The sequence below is a fragment of the Saccharospirillum sp. ABV4_185 genome (assembly GCF_056159245.1).
Genome location: NZ_JBSWUW010000001.1, coordinates 2,061,596 through 2,076,306 on the forward strand (window position 1 = coordinate 2,061,596; position 14,711 = coordinate 2,076,306).

At 58.3% G+C, this 14,711-nt stretch carries 12 protein-coding genes; all 12 read right to left on the minus strand.

The annotated features are described in order from the left end of the window. Positions 1-3: 3 nt before the first annotated feature. Positions 4-5,046, minus strand: coding sequence for a DUF6701 domain-containing protein (locus ACXAE6_RS09630; protein ID WP_475146876.1), 5,043 nt, complete (start codon positions 5,044-5,046; stop codon positions 4-6). Beyond that, a complete protein-coding gene (locus tag ACXAE6_RS09635) occupies positions 5,024-5,440 on the minus strand; it encodes a hypothetical protein (RefSeq protein ID WP_475146880.1) in 417 nt (138 codons plus the stop codon). The genes ACXAE6_RS09630 and ACXAE6_RS09635 overlap by 23 nt, the downstream gene beginning before the upstream one ends. Next, entirely contained in the window at positions 5,437-6,330 is an 894-nt protein-coding gene (locus ACXAE6_RS09640) for a type II secretion system protein (RefSeq protein ID WP_475146882.1), read from the minus strand. Before ACXAE6_RS09640 ends, ACXAE6_RS09635 begins: the two co-directional genes overlap by 4 nt. Continuing rightward, positions 6,330-6,905, minus strand: coding sequence for a prepilin-type N-terminal cleavage/methylation domain-containing protein (locus ACXAE6_RS09645; RefSeq protein ID WP_475146886.1), 576 nt, complete (start codon positions 6,903-6,905; stop codon positions 6,330-6,332). The genes ACXAE6_RS09640 and ACXAE6_RS09645 overlap by 1 nt, the downstream gene beginning before the upstream one ends. Continuing rightward, positions 6,889-7,428, minus strand: a complete 540-nt coding sequence (locus ACXAE6_RS09650; protein WP_475146890.1) for a prepilin-type N-terminal cleavage/methylation domain-containing protein — start codon at positions 7,426-7,428, stop codon at positions 6,889-6,891. The genes ACXAE6_RS09645 and ACXAE6_RS09650 overlap by 17 nt, the downstream gene beginning before the upstream one ends. Before the next feature lie 106 nt (positions 7,429-7,534). Beyond that, positions 7,535-8,035: a prepilin-type N-terminal cleavage/methylation domain-containing protein gene (locus ACXAE6_RS09655; RefSeq protein ID WP_475146894.1), complete on the minus strand. Its 501-nt coding sequence runs from the start codon at positions 8,033-8,035 to the stop codon at positions 7,535-7,537. Positions 8,036-8,255: 220 nt separating this feature from the next. Continuing rightward, positions 8,256-9,902 carry a glucose-6-phosphate isomerase gene (gene pgi, locus ACXAE6_RS09660; RefSeq protein ID WP_475146897.1) on the minus strand — a complete coding sequence of 549 codons (1,647 nt, stop codon included), beginning with the start codon at positions 9,900-9,902 and terminating at the stop codon, positions 8,256-8,258. A gap of 204 nt (positions 9,903-10,106) precedes the next feature. Further along, positions 10,107-10,487, minus strand: coding sequence for an aspartate 1-decarboxylase (gene panD, locus ACXAE6_RS09665; protein ID WP_392802112.1), 381 nt, complete (start codon positions 10,485-10,487; stop codon positions 10,107-10,109). A 44-nt stretch (positions 10,488-10,531) separates the two neighbouring features. After that, positions 10,532-11,374, minus strand: a complete 843-nt coding sequence (gene panC / locus ACXAE6_RS09670; RefSeq protein WP_475146902.1) for a pantoate--beta-alanine ligase — start codon at positions 11,372-11,374, stop codon at positions 10,532-10,534. A gap of 27 nt (positions 11,375-11,401) precedes the next feature. Further along, positions 11,402-12,199: a 3-methyl-2-oxobutanoate hydroxymethyltransferase gene (gene panB, locus ACXAE6_RS09675; protein WP_475146904.1), complete on the minus strand. Its 798-nt coding sequence runs from the start codon at positions 12,197-12,199 to the stop codon at positions 11,402-11,404. A gap of 99 nt (positions 12,200-12,298) precedes the next feature. Next, entirely contained in the window at positions 12,299-12,778 is a 480-nt protein-coding gene (gene folK / locus ACXAE6_RS09680; protein WP_475146907.1) for a 2-amino-4-hydroxy-6-hydroxymethyldihydropteridine diphosphokinase, read from the minus strand. Then, positions 12,775-14,115: a polynucleotide adenylyltransferase PcnB gene (gene pcnB / locus ACXAE6_RS09685; protein ID WP_475146912.1), complete on the minus strand. Its 1,341-nt coding sequence runs from the start codon at positions 14,113-14,115 to the stop codon at positions 12,775-12,777. The genes folK and pcnB overlap by 4 nt, the downstream gene beginning before the upstream one ends. Between the last annotated feature and the right edge of the window lie 596 nt (positions 14,116-14,711).

Here is a 14,711-nt window from a genome sequence, read left to right on the forward strand (position 1 = left end):
GCGTTAACGGAAGCCCGGTCCCTGGAACAGCAGCGGCGGTCGGCCGGTATATTGGCCGAAGTACAGCATGGAGGCGGGTCCGTTCTCATCCGTGCTGCTGTCATCATCCCAATCCCAGCTCAACCAGTTGGGCACCCGGGCACGGACGCCAACTACGCCGATGGCGCCATTGCCAGCCACGGTGAAATAACCCTGGCCGCTTGTTAAACCGCTGAGTTGGCCGGTGGCGCTGGCCGCAATGGCGGCGCAGTCAGCCACATCGTTCTCTCCATCCAGGCGACACACGCCATCGGCTACGAGGCCGGTCAATTCTGTGTTGCTGGTTTGGCCGTCGGCAGTGACAAGGTTCTGGAAGGTAAAGGCGGGTTCCTGACCCGGATCGACAGCGGTCAGGGTCTCCACCCAAACCGGGAGAATCACCTGAGTCGTGGTGCCACTGGCACGCGGATCGGCGTTTAGCCGGCCGTAGTGTAGTTGCACTTCAGACAGTTCGAAATCGAAGTGCGCGCAGGCTTCCTCTGCATCGCCATTGGGCTTATAGCAGATACCATCACGGTCGGTCAGCGCATCAGGGCTCAGGCGCAATCTGTCGATTTTCTGCGACAGATCGCTAGCATCAGGTACGGCTTTACGCGGCCAGGTCAGTTCGACATCCGCTAAGCCCAGGTGCGCGGCCGTGTCGGCATCGTAGTCGACGTCGTCTGCGTCGCGCTGCCAATTGAGATCGTCACTGTCGTATTGCAGCGCAGCGCCGGTCGTATTCTGGCTGTCGAGGCGGGTGATCGAGCCTGAGAACTGCGCATCGAATCTGAACAGGTCGCCATCGTAGTTGGCCAGCGGCTGATTGGCGTAGTCTTTGGCGACGATGTTCACACTCAGGCCGCTCAGATCGCCCGCTTGACCCTGATAGCGATAAGTTTGCTCACTCCATTGCGCCAGACCTTCCTGGCTGACGCTCAGCCAAGCCGGTACAAAACGCCCCAGCAGACGCTCATTGATGTCGACGCTGACATCCGCCACGCCATCGATGTCCAAATAGCTTTCGATCTGGCCACTGAGCGCGGTGACCCCGACTTCTGAATAGCTGACGCCCGAGGTTTGCAGTTGGTTGTCGTCGTCGGTGGCGCTCCACTGATCAGTCTCACTGATCTTTGGTGCGATGGCGCCAGCGACGCCGGCACTGGGCGCGTGCAGATCCGATGACCAGGTCACCTCGGGCATGACCGTGGTGCGGCCGAAGCTGGCAGTCGGCTTGCCGTCACTGTCGAGCCCGGCCAGGATCACCGAGAAGGGGGCGCCGGCGATTTCAAAATAGTCCTCGTCCAGTAAGTCAGCGACGCTTTCATTGATGCCCGGTGTTCGCCCTGAGCCTTCAACCGTGACGATCTGTAACGCTGCCGGCCGCACGCGCAGATCAATTTGATCGCTGATGGCGGTGATGGAGCTCGGATCGCTGTCCGGGTCATCAAACTCAAACGACATCAGCAGCGGCTGCTTGCCAACGTCTGGTGCCATGACTTCGAAGCTGGCGGTTGAGTTGGTATTGAAGGTCAGTGCAACGCTGGTGCGCTCGGCGCCGGCTATCTTGTCTTGTGGGTTGGGCAGGTTGGTGTCGTTGAGCACCACCTGTTCACCTGCCAGGCAGCTGGCCGGGTCGCTGCAGCGGCTGCCGATGCTGAAATCGAGTGTTTCTCCATCATTAAAAACCCCCTGACAGATGCGCGTGCCTGGCTTGGTTTCGACCGCCTGAACGCTGATATCCCGTGCTGTCCCGGCGACCAGATCGATCAGCGGCAACGAACTTTGGTTGCTGTCATTGGGGTCGAAAAAGCGCAGCCCGGTGTCTTTCATGGTGACGTTGCAATTGGTCTGTTCGGTTGTGCCGATAAAGCATTTTAGTGCGCTGGCATTGGTCGTCGCCGGTGTGCTGTTGGCGACCGAGAGGCTGTAGTCGCCGGCATTGCTCAACCACAGATTCAGGCGGTCGCCACTGTTGATGTCGTCACCGGATACCCTTCTGTTGATGGGGCCGTTAGCGTTCAGCTGGATATCAAATGGCTTGCTGTATTGACTGCTGCATTGGGCATCGAGGCAGGCGCGCACCGCCACCGCCAGCGGTTCACAGGTGAGGCCGGTGGCGCGACTGCGCACCAGTTCGAAGTGGTGAATTTCTGGTTCATAGGGTTCGGCCCTGGTGGCACAGACTTCCAGGTTGTCGATTTCGTGACTGGCGCTGGAGCCGCCGGTCGAGCCGGTCAGAGTGAGCAACATCTCGGCAGGTATTGCACTCTGGCCGGGATGAGTGAGCGCATCGAAGGGCCCGACCAGACGATCGAAGATGCCATCGTTGTTGGCATCACGATCGACGCTGACCAGCGCCTGGCTGCCGTTGCTGTGATCGACCGTCAGCCGATAGCGCTGAGCATTATTACGTCCGGTCAGCAGCGCCGGCGACAGGTTGGCGGCGGTGCCGGTCAGGTAGGCGTAACCGCTTCGGCCTTCACCTGAGCCACGAACCGACACCGAATTTGGCCGCTGGCCCACACCGCCCTGACGACCTTCGGTGGCGTTGGCGTAGTTACCGAACAGATCAATACCGGCACCCAGCCAGCCACCGAGGAAGCCATCTTCGTTGGCATTGTTGTTCTGGGCGTAACCGAGCGAACCGCCGTAACCACCGGCGACCGGCGCGCGGCTGGCATCGGACAACACGATAGCGACGCCGTCGGCGGCATCGTCGTTGTTGGTGTAGGCGTAAAAATCAAATTCGACCTGGATGCGATTACCGGCGCTGGGAAAACGCTGCAACAGCGTCGCTGAGGTCGCGCGATCGGTCGCATCGTCGGTCAGGCGCAGTCGGCCGCCCTGGGTTCGTGGGGTAAAGCCATTGCCATTAACCTGCCATTGGCTGCTGTCGAGTGCGCCCTGGAAATTGTCGGTGATGCAAAACGGTTGGCTGCCGCCGCACTGGCTGAGGTCGCGATCGCCGCCGTCGAGGTTTTTGCCCTGGCGTTGCAGGTCGTACAGCAGTTTGACGTCGCCGTTGCTGAACAACTGCTCGAACACCATGACTTCATCAAGCTCACCCTGAAAATACGTCGGCCCGCCGTTGGTGTTTTCTACCCGGCCCAGGCTTTCGAAGTAGGTTCCGATCAGGCCGCTGGCCTGACGCCCGGCATGATCCAGTTTGCCATCGATGTAGATGCGGTAATTGCCATTACTGGCGTTGCGAATCAGCACGACGTGATGGAAGTCGCCGTCGTTGATGGCTTGTTTCGATTTGCCGTTGCTGCCATTGCCGACGGCCAGACCGATGTGCCCGCGACTGTCCAGCCAGCCCCAGAAAATATCGTCGGTGCCGCCGCTCTCTTCGACGCCGCTAATGCCCGGTGCCAGATAGGGAGTGTCGTTGCCGGTGGCCCTGGTTCGAATCCAGAAGCTTAGCGTCGCATCGCCCCTCAGGGCGTTATAGAGCGATGGCGCGCGGATAAAATCGTCAACACCGTCAAATTCACCGCCGCGACACAAAAAGCCGGACACCGTACTGATATTACCGCCGCCGGTGCCGCTGTTATTGTTGTCGCTGCTGTCGGTGACTTCGCCGGGGCTGCCGTTCCAGCGCGGTTCGTCCATGCGCCACTCCAGTTTCGGTGTGGGCAGCAACGCGTCGCAATGCACCAGATACTGCGCTGGTATGGGGGTGAAATTGGTGCGGCCGTCGTTGGTGATATCCCACAGCAATTCGATGCGGGCACTGCCGGTTGCTTCGTAATAGTCCAGCTCCAGTCGGTAGTAACGATTGGCGTCCAGGTTCAGTTCGGCGCTGTCCAGAGTGGCGCTGTGATTGGTCCAGTTATTGATGATCAGGAATTCGTCGACGCTCAGGCGCACGCCGTCGTCGCTGCGCACGGCGATTTCAAACGCATCACTGGTTGGGGCGCGTAGATAGCCGCTCCAGCGAATGGAAAAATCATCGATACCGAGCGCTGCAACGTTGGGTGAACCGAAGATTCCCCAGTTGAAATCGATCTGCTCATCGGTGCGGCTGAAGGCGCTTGGTGCGCTCAGGTTGGTGTTATCGAAATACTCTCCGGTTAAGCCAGTGGCGAGTGGGCAATTCACCGGTGGGCGATTGATGCAGCCCGGGCTCTCCGGCGTGCAGTTGCCAAACACCTGACTGTCGTCGGAGACGTTGATGGTGGACCAGCTTGGCGCTGTCAGGTCGCCATAAATCACCGAGCTGTTGATTAAGCTGATGGCGCCATTGCGGGCGTTGGCGTTGACCACCCCGGTGGCGCCGCCCAGGCTGGAATCGGTAATGCGGATGGTGCCGGCGTTGAGGCTGCCATCGGTCATGGTGACCCGGTCGAGGTACATCCGATTACTGGTGGAATGGAAATCGCCGGTCAGGGTACCGCCCGTAATGCGGATATCTCCGTTTGACTGAGCACCACCGAGTAAGTCTGAATCGGTGGCTGTAATGCTGTTGGCCGTGCTGGTGACCTGACCGGCAACCTCGCTGTCGGTCAGCTGGATATTGCCATTTGCCGTGACCGTTCCTTGCAGCAAGGTGCCGTTGGCGATAATGCCGTGATTGGAACTGGTGACATCACCACTGACCCAACCGCCGGACAGGTTGATACTGCCGCCCGTAGTTATGCTGCCATCGACGCTGCTATTGGTGAGGTTAATGTCGCCGCTGCTGGCTTCCAGGTCGCCGAACACCGTGGCGCCGTTGGCATCGATATCACCATAGCTCGACTGTATCTTGATTGGATTGGCGGTTGTGCCGATTGTGGCGTTGCGCAGGTTAAAACCGTCGTTGGCAATCAATGTTGCAGAGCCGTTGGCGACGACGATATCGCCACTGCCCAAAGCGATACGGCCGTTGCTGTTGCAGCGATAGGTCGAACCAGAAACGCTCCAACTGGTTGAACAGTAAGGGCGCTGACCCAGCGACAGATTGTAAGTCGCTGCCTGCAGGGTACCGATGCAGCCAACCAGCAGCAGACCGAAAACCGGCTTAATTAAATTCCAGCGTCGCATTCTGCTCCGTCCACACATAGTCTGCCGCACCCAGCTGGCCGTATTCGGCCCGGGCCGTTAAATCATAAAGAACGATGATCGGGTTACCGTACTGTCGTTGCTGGCAAAGCAGGCGGACGCTGATAGTGGGGTAAGCGGGTACGGTTACCGTCGCTCCGTCTAGAGTGCCCGTGCACAGGGTGGCCGGAGCAGCAGCGGTGACCAGTTGCTGAGTTCCCCATTCGAGCCCGGCCTGGGCCGCCAGACGCGCCCGGCTTTGCAACAGGTTCTGGGTGATCTGTCCGCTGCTTTGAGTGGCGAGTGTCGCCAGCAACGCCAGGGCGCCGCCGAGTACGATGATCAGAAAGATCACCGCCACCAGGGTGAAACCTTGCTGGCGCTGCGGCGATGTCATAGCGCACCCGCCAGGATGATGGTGTCAATCAAACGGATATTCTCGCGCGCATTGCCGACACTCAGTGTCACCGTCAGGCTGGGCGGTTGCATAACGGTGCCGGGATGCCAGTCGAAGCGGCAGCTTTGCACCGAGTCGATCACCCGGGCGCTGGTTACAGCATTGCCAGCAAGCGACAGGCGGGCGCTCAAATCGCTGTTGCTGACGCTGTTGTAACCGCTGTGCCGCCACAGAAAACCGCCACTGCACTGATACGCCACCGGACCATCGCTGAGATAGGCGCGATAAAACGGAGAGTGGTCGGTAAAGGTGTGGGTGGCGTTGTGCAGATTAAGCGTCGTTACCGGGCAGTCGCCACAGGCACCGCAGTCACAGTTAAGGTCGGCTGGGTCATCGCTGTGAACATTGTAGCCGCTGATGACTGCCACGCCCCCGGTTGAGGCATTGGCTTGCCAGTCACCCAGCACCTGGGTGGCGCTGCCGCCGGCAATACTGACTCTGGCCGGCAGTTGTAAGTTGCCAAGGTCAGCAAAGACATCAAAGGCGTTATCACCGCCGGTTATCAGTTGATCAAAACCGCTCAGTGCTTGTTGCCGATAGCGCAGTCGGGGCGTGGCGCCGGTCTGGCTAAAACCGAGAAATTCCACGGCTTGGGTATCGCTGTTATTAATCGGCGTGCGCACCGAGTTAGGCACCGACTGACTCAAATCCTGACGCAGATGAAAAAAGGCGTATTCCGCCTGCTGTACCCAAAAAGCGCGTTCGCTGGACTGGAACACACTGCTGTAACCGCGACCGATTAAAGGCCCGACCACCACCGCCAGAATACCGGTGATGACGATGACAATGACCAGTTCGACCAGGGTAAAACCGCGGCTGGATGTCAGCATCAGCAGCCTCCCTGAGTGTCATGGATATAACTGGTGCGGTAAGCGTCGAGTGTCAGTGGCTGGCCGCGCGGATCGGTGACCGTGACGCTAATGCGGGCGACCTGTGGAATGCAGCCGGCGGTGTTGCTCAGGCCGCCGAGCGAAACTCCAAAGCCAGCGTTGACCGCTATCTGAACCCGATAATCAGCCAACTCCGATATCGGCGAGCCATCGCGAAAACGCGGTCCGTCGGGGTCGGAATCGTAACCGTTGTAGTCGCAGATATTGTCCCAGCCGTTGCGGTCGTTATTGCTCAGCGTTTCCGGTGTCGGGCAGACGCTGAGAGGAATGCTGCCGGGGTTTAACACCGGGTCATCATTGCTGTCGAAAAAGGCTTTGGTCTGAACTTCGTTGAGCATGGCTTCGGCCAGCAGGCGGCTCTGGCTGCGCAGCATCGGGTCGACATTACGCAGCACCAGTACCCCCAGAATTTGCAACACGGCGACGGCAGCAATGCCGAGCACGACGATGGTGATGATCAGCTCGATCAAGGTTAGCCCGGCCTGGCGTCTGGCGCCCTTACTGCAAGCTGGCATAGCCGGTGACTCCATCCAGACGCAAGCTGGCGCCGTTACTGAGGGTGATGATGGTATTCGGATCCGGTCGGTTATCGGCGTCTAACGTACCGTCACATTCCGACGTGAGCCTATGTACCTGGCCGCGCGGGGTGAAAATCAGCCGTACCAGCGGCGTTGCTGAACTGGCGGGCAGTGACAATCTGCCGCTCAGGGTGCCGCCATTGCCGTCGCTGAACGCATAGGCTGGAGCATCACCGCAGACCGGTGCCGGTGAGCTGAAACCGTTACTGGAATCGCAGCTGGTGGCGCTGTCCTGATCTCGCCAGACGCTCCAGCCGTTGCTGTCGATGCGCACTTCATAGCTGCACTGAGCAGTAACGGCGCGATTGCGTACCAAGTTTAAGGCTGACTGAAAGGCGGTGCGGTCGTCTGCGGCTTCGAAGGTATCGGCGTTAAAAAAACGCGGCATGCCGACCGCGGCCAGAATGCCGATGATGACAATGACCAAGACCAATTCGACAAGCGTAAAACCGCGTTCCATAGACTGACCTGTGTACTGAAATGCAAAACGCCCCGACCAAGGCGATGCCTGTGTCGGGGCGTTGCTGACCACCCCTGAATAGTTGGGGTATCTATCTTAACGCTGCTTACTGGCAGGTTGCTGAGGTCGGGGTTGACGAACCACCAACGACACCAGTGCCAATAACAGGAGGCGTGGTTGCATCCACAGCAGCAACATAAAATACGCATGCATCTGTGTCTGCGAGTGCGTTGTTAGTGATGATCAATCCAGCGTTAGTTCCATCAACGCCGGAAGAGCGAGTTAGGGTAAAACCTTCTAAGTTGGCTGCCTGGACTATGCCAGTTGCATTGTCGTCTGCGCCGGGATAACCGAAGTCCATATCAATATTGCCTTCGAGGAAGGTAGTAGAACCTGATGCAGTCGTATCACAGGTTGCATCTGCGAGACAGGACGCATGAGCGATGGCTGAACTAGATTTGACTGCGCCCAGCGCACCTTGCAAGGCAGCCGTAGAAGCCTGGCTACTAAAATCCACAAAACGCGGCAGGGCAAACGCCGACAGAATGCCCAACACCACGATGACCATGATCAGTTCGATAAGCGTAAAACCTTGCTGTTTTTTCATTACTTCTTGTATCCGTATCGGTCAATTTTAAAAAAGGTGGGCCGGAGTGCAGGAGGGGATACCGTCAGAACGGGCCGCCGACTCCACACTGGCTGCCTATAAAGTGTAGACAATTCTAGAGTGTTCACACGGCTATTCAAACGATTTTTAAAATAGAAAGAGATTCGCTAGCCCAGATACTATCTGGGCTAGCGGTATATCGGCGGGAAATTAGAAAGGTTTAATTGGTTTGGTTGTCGCGAAATCGTTTGATTAATACAGCGGTCGACGAATCATAGCCATCGGTATTGCCAGTGGAGAGCGCCTCGAAAACGCTGTTGCCGAGCACCTTGCCCAACTCAACACCCCACTGGTCGAACGAATTCACGCCCCAGATAACGCCTTGTACAAAAACTTTGTGTTCATAGAGCGCAATCAGCGCACCGAGAATTTCCGGCGTCAGTTTTTCAAAGATAAGGGTATTGCAGGGTCGGTTACCGGCGATCACCTTGTGCGGCGCCACTTCCCGAGCTTCGGCTTCGCTCATGCCTTTGGCCGTCAGTTCAGCCATGACTTCGGCTTCGGTCTTGCCTTCGAGCATGGCCTGTTGCTGGCCGAGGAAGTTGGCAAATAACCACTGATGATGATCATCGACCGGGTTGTGGCTGGTCAGCGGCATGATGAAATCGGCCGGGATCAAGCGCGTGCCCTGGTGCAATAACTGGTGGTAAGCGTGCTGGCCGTTGGTGCCGGTGCCACCCCAGATCACCGGGCCGGTGGACCAACTGACCGGCTTGCCATCCTGAGTCACGCTCTTGCCGTTGGATTCCATATCCACCTGTTGCAGGTGATTGGGCAGATCTTTCAGCGTTTCATCATAGGTCAGCACCGCCTGCGTTTCGGCACCGAAAAAGTTGTGATACCAGACGCCCAGCATGCCCATGATCACCGGCAGGTTGTGTTCCAGGCCAGTGGTGCGGAAGTGTTCATCCATGGCGTGCGCGCCGCTGAGCAGTTGTTCGAACACATCGAAACCGAGCACGATCGACTGCGCCAGACCAATGGCCGACCACAGCGAATAGCGCCCGCCGACCCAGTCCCACATCGGAAACATATTGGCTTCGTCGATGCCGAATTCGGTGGCGGCTTTAACGTTGGTGGACACGGCGACGAAGTGATGTTTCACATCGTCCGGCTTGCCGCCCTGACGTAAAAACCAGTCGCGCGCGGCTTGCGCATTTTTCAGTGTTTCCAACGTGCCGAAACTTTTCGAGGCGACCACGAACAGGGTGGTTTCCGGGTCCAGATCGCGGCAGGTTTCGGTGACATCGGTGCCGTCGATATTGGCGATGTAACGCAGCTCGTAGCCGTCTTGCCAGTAAGGTTTGAGCGCGTCGGACACCACCTTAGGCCCAAGGAAGGAACCGCCGATACCGATGTTCACAATGGTGCGCAGTTTCTTGCCGGTGTAGCCAGCGAACTCGCCACTGTGCACCGATTCAGCAAAAGCGCGCATGCGTTTTAAGGTGTCGTTGACGGTGGCGGTGATGTCTTCATCGCCGACCTTGATCGGGTGATTGCTGCGGTTGCGTAAAGCGATGTGCAGCGCCGGACGGTTTTCCGAGCGATTGATCACCTCACCCTTGAACATGCCTTCGATGGCTTTGGGCAGACCGGCTTCGCGCGCCAGTGCCATCAGTTCGGCCAGGGTTTCATCGGTGATGCGGTTTTTTGAGTAATCCAGATCCAGACCGGCGGCAGAGACGGTCAAACGCGGACCGCGTTGCGGGTCTTCAGCAAATAGATCGCGCAGATGCAGCGGTTCAACGCGCTTTTTGTGTTCGTTCAGTTTCTGCCAGGTGCTCAGTTGCGTCGGATCGTAGGACATGGCTTGGCTCACTTTGATCGGTTCTGTGACTGGAAAATGAAGGCGTTGAGCCACGCTTCAAGGTGGCCAAACGGGCTGTCATTTAATGACAAAAAGCAGGGCAAGACCACCGTGGGGTGAAAGAAAACTACATTTTTGGGTGGGAGACGTCGGACGGGAGATGCTGAAAAGCAATGGCCGCCCTTGGCGGCCATCAAACAAAAATCAGGCGAACTGAACGGGGATGGCGTTGCTGGTGTGGCTGACGCTGTTGTCGGCGTTCATATAGAGCATGCTCGGTTTGAACTGAGGCAGTTCGGCTTCGTCGAGCACGGCGTAGGCGCAGATGATGATGACGTCGCCGACCGACGCCTTGTGTGCCGCGGCGCCGTTGACCGAAATAATGCCGGAACCGTCTTCGCCGCGAATGGCGTAGGTGGTGAAGCGTTCGCCATTGGTGATGTTGTAGATCTGGATCTGTTCGTATTCGTGAATGCCGGCCATATCGAGCAGGTCACCGCCGATGGCACAGGAGCCTTCATAATCGGGTACCGCATGGGTGACACGGGCCTGATGCAGCTTGGCTTTGAGCATGTTCAGTTGCATGGATCAATCTCCACCTTGGGAACGCAGTCAGCGCGATTCTGGAATCAGCGATCGAGCTGGATGTTGTCGATCAGTCGCGCCTTTCCTAAAAACGCAGCGGCGAGGATAACCAGTTGGCGGTCATCATCTCCGGCCGGTTCCAGGTCAAGACGGCGGCTGATATTGAAGTAATCCGGCGTGAAGCCGGCTTCGGTCAGGCGTTCCTTGGCCTGGCGGGTCAGTTGCGCGAAGTGGTTGTCGCCGGCTTCGATGGCTGTCGCCGTTTCCCTGAGGATTTGGTACAGCTTGGGTGCGCGTTCGCGCTCATCCGAGGTTAAGTAATTGTTGCGTGAACTGTGCGCCAGGCCGTCGTCGGCGCGACCGGTATCGACGCCGATCATGCGAATCGGCAGGAACAGATTATCGACCATCATCTTCAGCACGGTGAACTGCTGATAATCCTTGAGGCCAAAGACGGCAACATCCGGCTGCACCTGGTTAAACAGCTTGAGCACGATGGTGGCGACGCCGACAAAATGGCCGGGACGACTGGCGCCGCAGTGCAAGGTGGTGATGTGTTTGACGTCGACGCGAGTCAGATCCGGTTCGGGATACATGATGGCCGTGGTCGGGGTATAGAGCAGTTGACAGCCTTCGGCGATCAGTCGTTTTTTGTCTTCTTCCAGGGTGCGCGGGTAGCCGGACAGGTCTTCGTTTTCGCCAAACTGAGTTGGGTTGATGAAGATGGACGCGACCACGATGTCGGCGTTTTTGCGCGCCTCGGTCACCAGCCGCATATGGCCTTCGTGCAGGTTGCCCATGGTGGGCACGAAGGCCACCGTTTTGCCGCCCTGGCGCAGTTCGGCCAGGCTGGTGCGCAGCTGCGCCAGGTTATCGACGGTTTTCATCGCAGATTCTCTCTCGCGCTGGGAACGTTATTCAAAGCTGTGTTCCGGGCCGGGGAAGGCGCCGCTGGTGACATCGCGAATGTAGGCGGTGACCGCCGCTTCAATGCTGTCGTTGTCGGCCATGTAGTTTTTGACGAACTTGGCCATGCGATGCGGATTGAAACCGAGCATATCGTAGCTGACCAATACCTGAGCGTCGGTATCCGGGCCGGCGCCAATGCCGATCACCGGCACTGAAACCGCCTCAGTAATGGCTTTGCCGAGTGCCGACGGCACGCATTCGAGCAACAGCATATCGGCACCGGCATCGACCGCCGCCAGGGCGTCGTTGATCATCGCCTGGGCGGCCGCTTCGTCGCGGCCCTGCACCTTAAAACCACCGAGCTTGTTGACCGCCTGAGGCGTCAGACCCAGATGAATGCAGCTGGGAATGCCCATGCGGCTTAACGCAGTGATGTGCTCGGCGAGCCAGGCACCGCCTTCAATTTTGACCATCTGCGCACCGGCCTGCATCACTCGGCCGGCGTTGTGCAGGCATTGCTCGACGCTGCCGTAGCTGTTGAACGGCAGGTCGGCCATCAGCAGGGCGCCCTGGTTGCCGCGCGCCACGTTGGCGGTGTGATAAACCATGTCGTCCATGGTCACCGGCAGAGTGGTTTGCTGGCCCTGAATCACGTTGCCCAGGGAGTCGCCGATCAGCAATACATCGATGCCCCATTCGGAGAATCGGTGGGCGAAGGTGGCGTCGTAAGCGGTCAGAACGGTGAATTTCTCACCCTCGGCGACCTTTTTTTGCAGGCTCGCCGTTGTCTTGGTTTTGGCCATGGTACCGGGCGTTGTCGCTGAAGAGGGTGCGAATGGTTGCGATTTGGTCCGAGCAAGTCAAGCAACGCTTGTCATCAAAGTGTCAATCGAGGTGAGCAGTCAGTCTGGCAGCCGCTTTATGGACTGATCGGCAACGCTGTCGAGCCAGTTTTGTACGCTGCGACCGGCAATCAGCAGTTGTGGATTAAGATCGGCCAGCGGGTAGAGCACGAAGGCGCGCTGGTGGGCACGCGGGTGGGGCAGGGTCAGCTTTGGGTCATCCGATTGCAGATCGTCGAAGGCGATGATGTCCAGATCCAGGGTTCTCGGCCCCCAGCGTTCATGACGCACGCGGCCAGCGCGCTGTTCCAGTTGCTGCAAGGCGCGCAGCAGTTCGATCGGGCTCAGTCGGGTTTCAAGCAGGCAGGCGGCGTTAAGGAAGTCCGGCTGTTCGGGGCCGCCAACCGGCGCGGTGCGATAACGCTTTGAGCGCGCCACCAATTGGCTGTCGGGCAGTTGGGCGATTTGTTCCAGCGCCTGGTCGAGCAAGGCACCGGAATCACCCAGGTTACTGCCCAGCGCAATCCAGGCCTGACTCACGACTCGGAACTGTTGGACGCCGGTGACCGACGCCGGCGACGCTTCGGTTTGGTATTGGCGGTATCGCGTGCCATAGCCGCGCGGACATCGGGGTTCTGTTCCTGATAATCGGTCCACCAGTGACCCAGATTGCCCGGCTGTTCGCCGGAGCGTTCACGCACCAGCAGGAAGTCGTAACCGGCGCGGAAACGCGGATGAGCCGCGGTTTGCTCGGCACGTTTGGGGGTGCGCTTGGGCAGGCGCAGCTGCAATTCCCAGATGTCTTTCATCGGCAGCGAGAAACGCTTGGGAATGGTGATGGAACGCACCTGGTCGGCCACTACCTGCGCCATGGCCTGCTGCCAGGCCGGTACTTCCGGGCTGCCCATATCGATGCGATGTTCGGCATCTTCGCGCACCGCCGGCCACAGCAGCGCCGCGTACAAGAAGGCGGGCGTGACCGGACGACCGCGATTGATGCGATCGTCGGTGTTGATCAACGCCTGTTCGATAAAGCGGTTGTAAGGGCGGTCGCTGTTGCGCGCCAGAGCCGCGTGGGTGGCTGGCAACAAAGGCTCAACCAGACCGTATTCGCGCATCAGCCGCCAGGTTGCCAGACCCTGGCCGGACATCAGCATCTTGATGACTTCATCAAACAGCCGCGCCGGCGCCACATGGCTGAGCAGCGGCGCCAACTCGGCGATGGGTTTGCTGGTGCGCGGTTCGATGTCGAAGTCGAGTTTGGCGGCGAAACGCAGCGCTCGCATCATCCGTACCGGATCTTCGCGATAACGGGTATAGGGGTCGCCGATGATGCGTAGGGTCTGGTTTTCCAGGTCTTTCAGGCCGCTGCCGTATACGCGCAGCGAGAAATCTTTGGGGGTGTAGTAGAGCGCATTGACGGTGAAGTCGCGACGTTCGGCGTCTTCTTCGAGGCTGCCGTAAACGTTGTCACGCAGCAGCAGGCCTTCGTTCGATTGTTTTTGCTCGCCCGGTCCGGCATCGCCAGCACGGCCGCGGAAGGTGGTGACTTCGATGATTTCGCGGCCGAAGGTGACGTGCACGATCTTGAAACGACGGCCAATCAGGCGGGAATTGCTGAACAGCTTGCGCACCTGTTCGGGTGTGGCGTCGGTGGCGACGTCGAAATCTTTGGGTTTTAAACCCAGCTGGAGGTCACGGACACAGCCGCCGACCAGATAGCCCTGATAGCCGGCATTTTGCAGACGATACAGCACCTTAAGTGCGTTCGGGCTGATGTCCTTGCGGGAGATACGATGGTGATCACGCGTCACCGTCTGCAGTGCCTGCGCCGGGCCTTTGGCGGGCAACCAGCGCTTAATCCATTCTACGACCATGCGAGGGCTGTGTTCTCAACGAAAAACGAAGGGCGCAGTTTAGCGGAACTGACGGCTGTTCTCCATGACCGGCGCGAAGCTGTCCGCAGCGCCGCAGATTCGGGTGGTTTGGGCGGTTAAATATGGTTCGTGAACGGGACAAAGACGGGGAAGGGGACAAAGACGAGAAAGCCGGCACGAGGCCGGCTTCAGCAGCAAGAGTACAATGGCGGGCCGTTGTTGTTTTTATTGAGGCCTTACTCTGTGAGTGCGGTTTTTATTGTTATTCAGCGTTTATTGTTTTTGTTTTTGCGCTTTAGGCGATGCGGTCCGGATCCGAATGCAGCCCCCTTATTGTTGTTTTTGGGTGGGGGCGCTTTAGGGCATCTCGGTCGACCCATTATTGTTTTTGTTCGCGGGTCTTTCCTGCATTGCGCGCTAGTAAGAGCAGGCTGCGTGCCAACAATAAAAAATCTTTATTAAACAAATGGTTAGCGAAGTGTGGTTAAAACGTAAACAGCTCGTCAGCGTCTATCTGTTACGTAAGGTGTCAGTTTTGTTACGAAGTTTTGGGCGGGATAGTTACGGTCATTTGGGGAGCTGTTCGACCGGTGGAA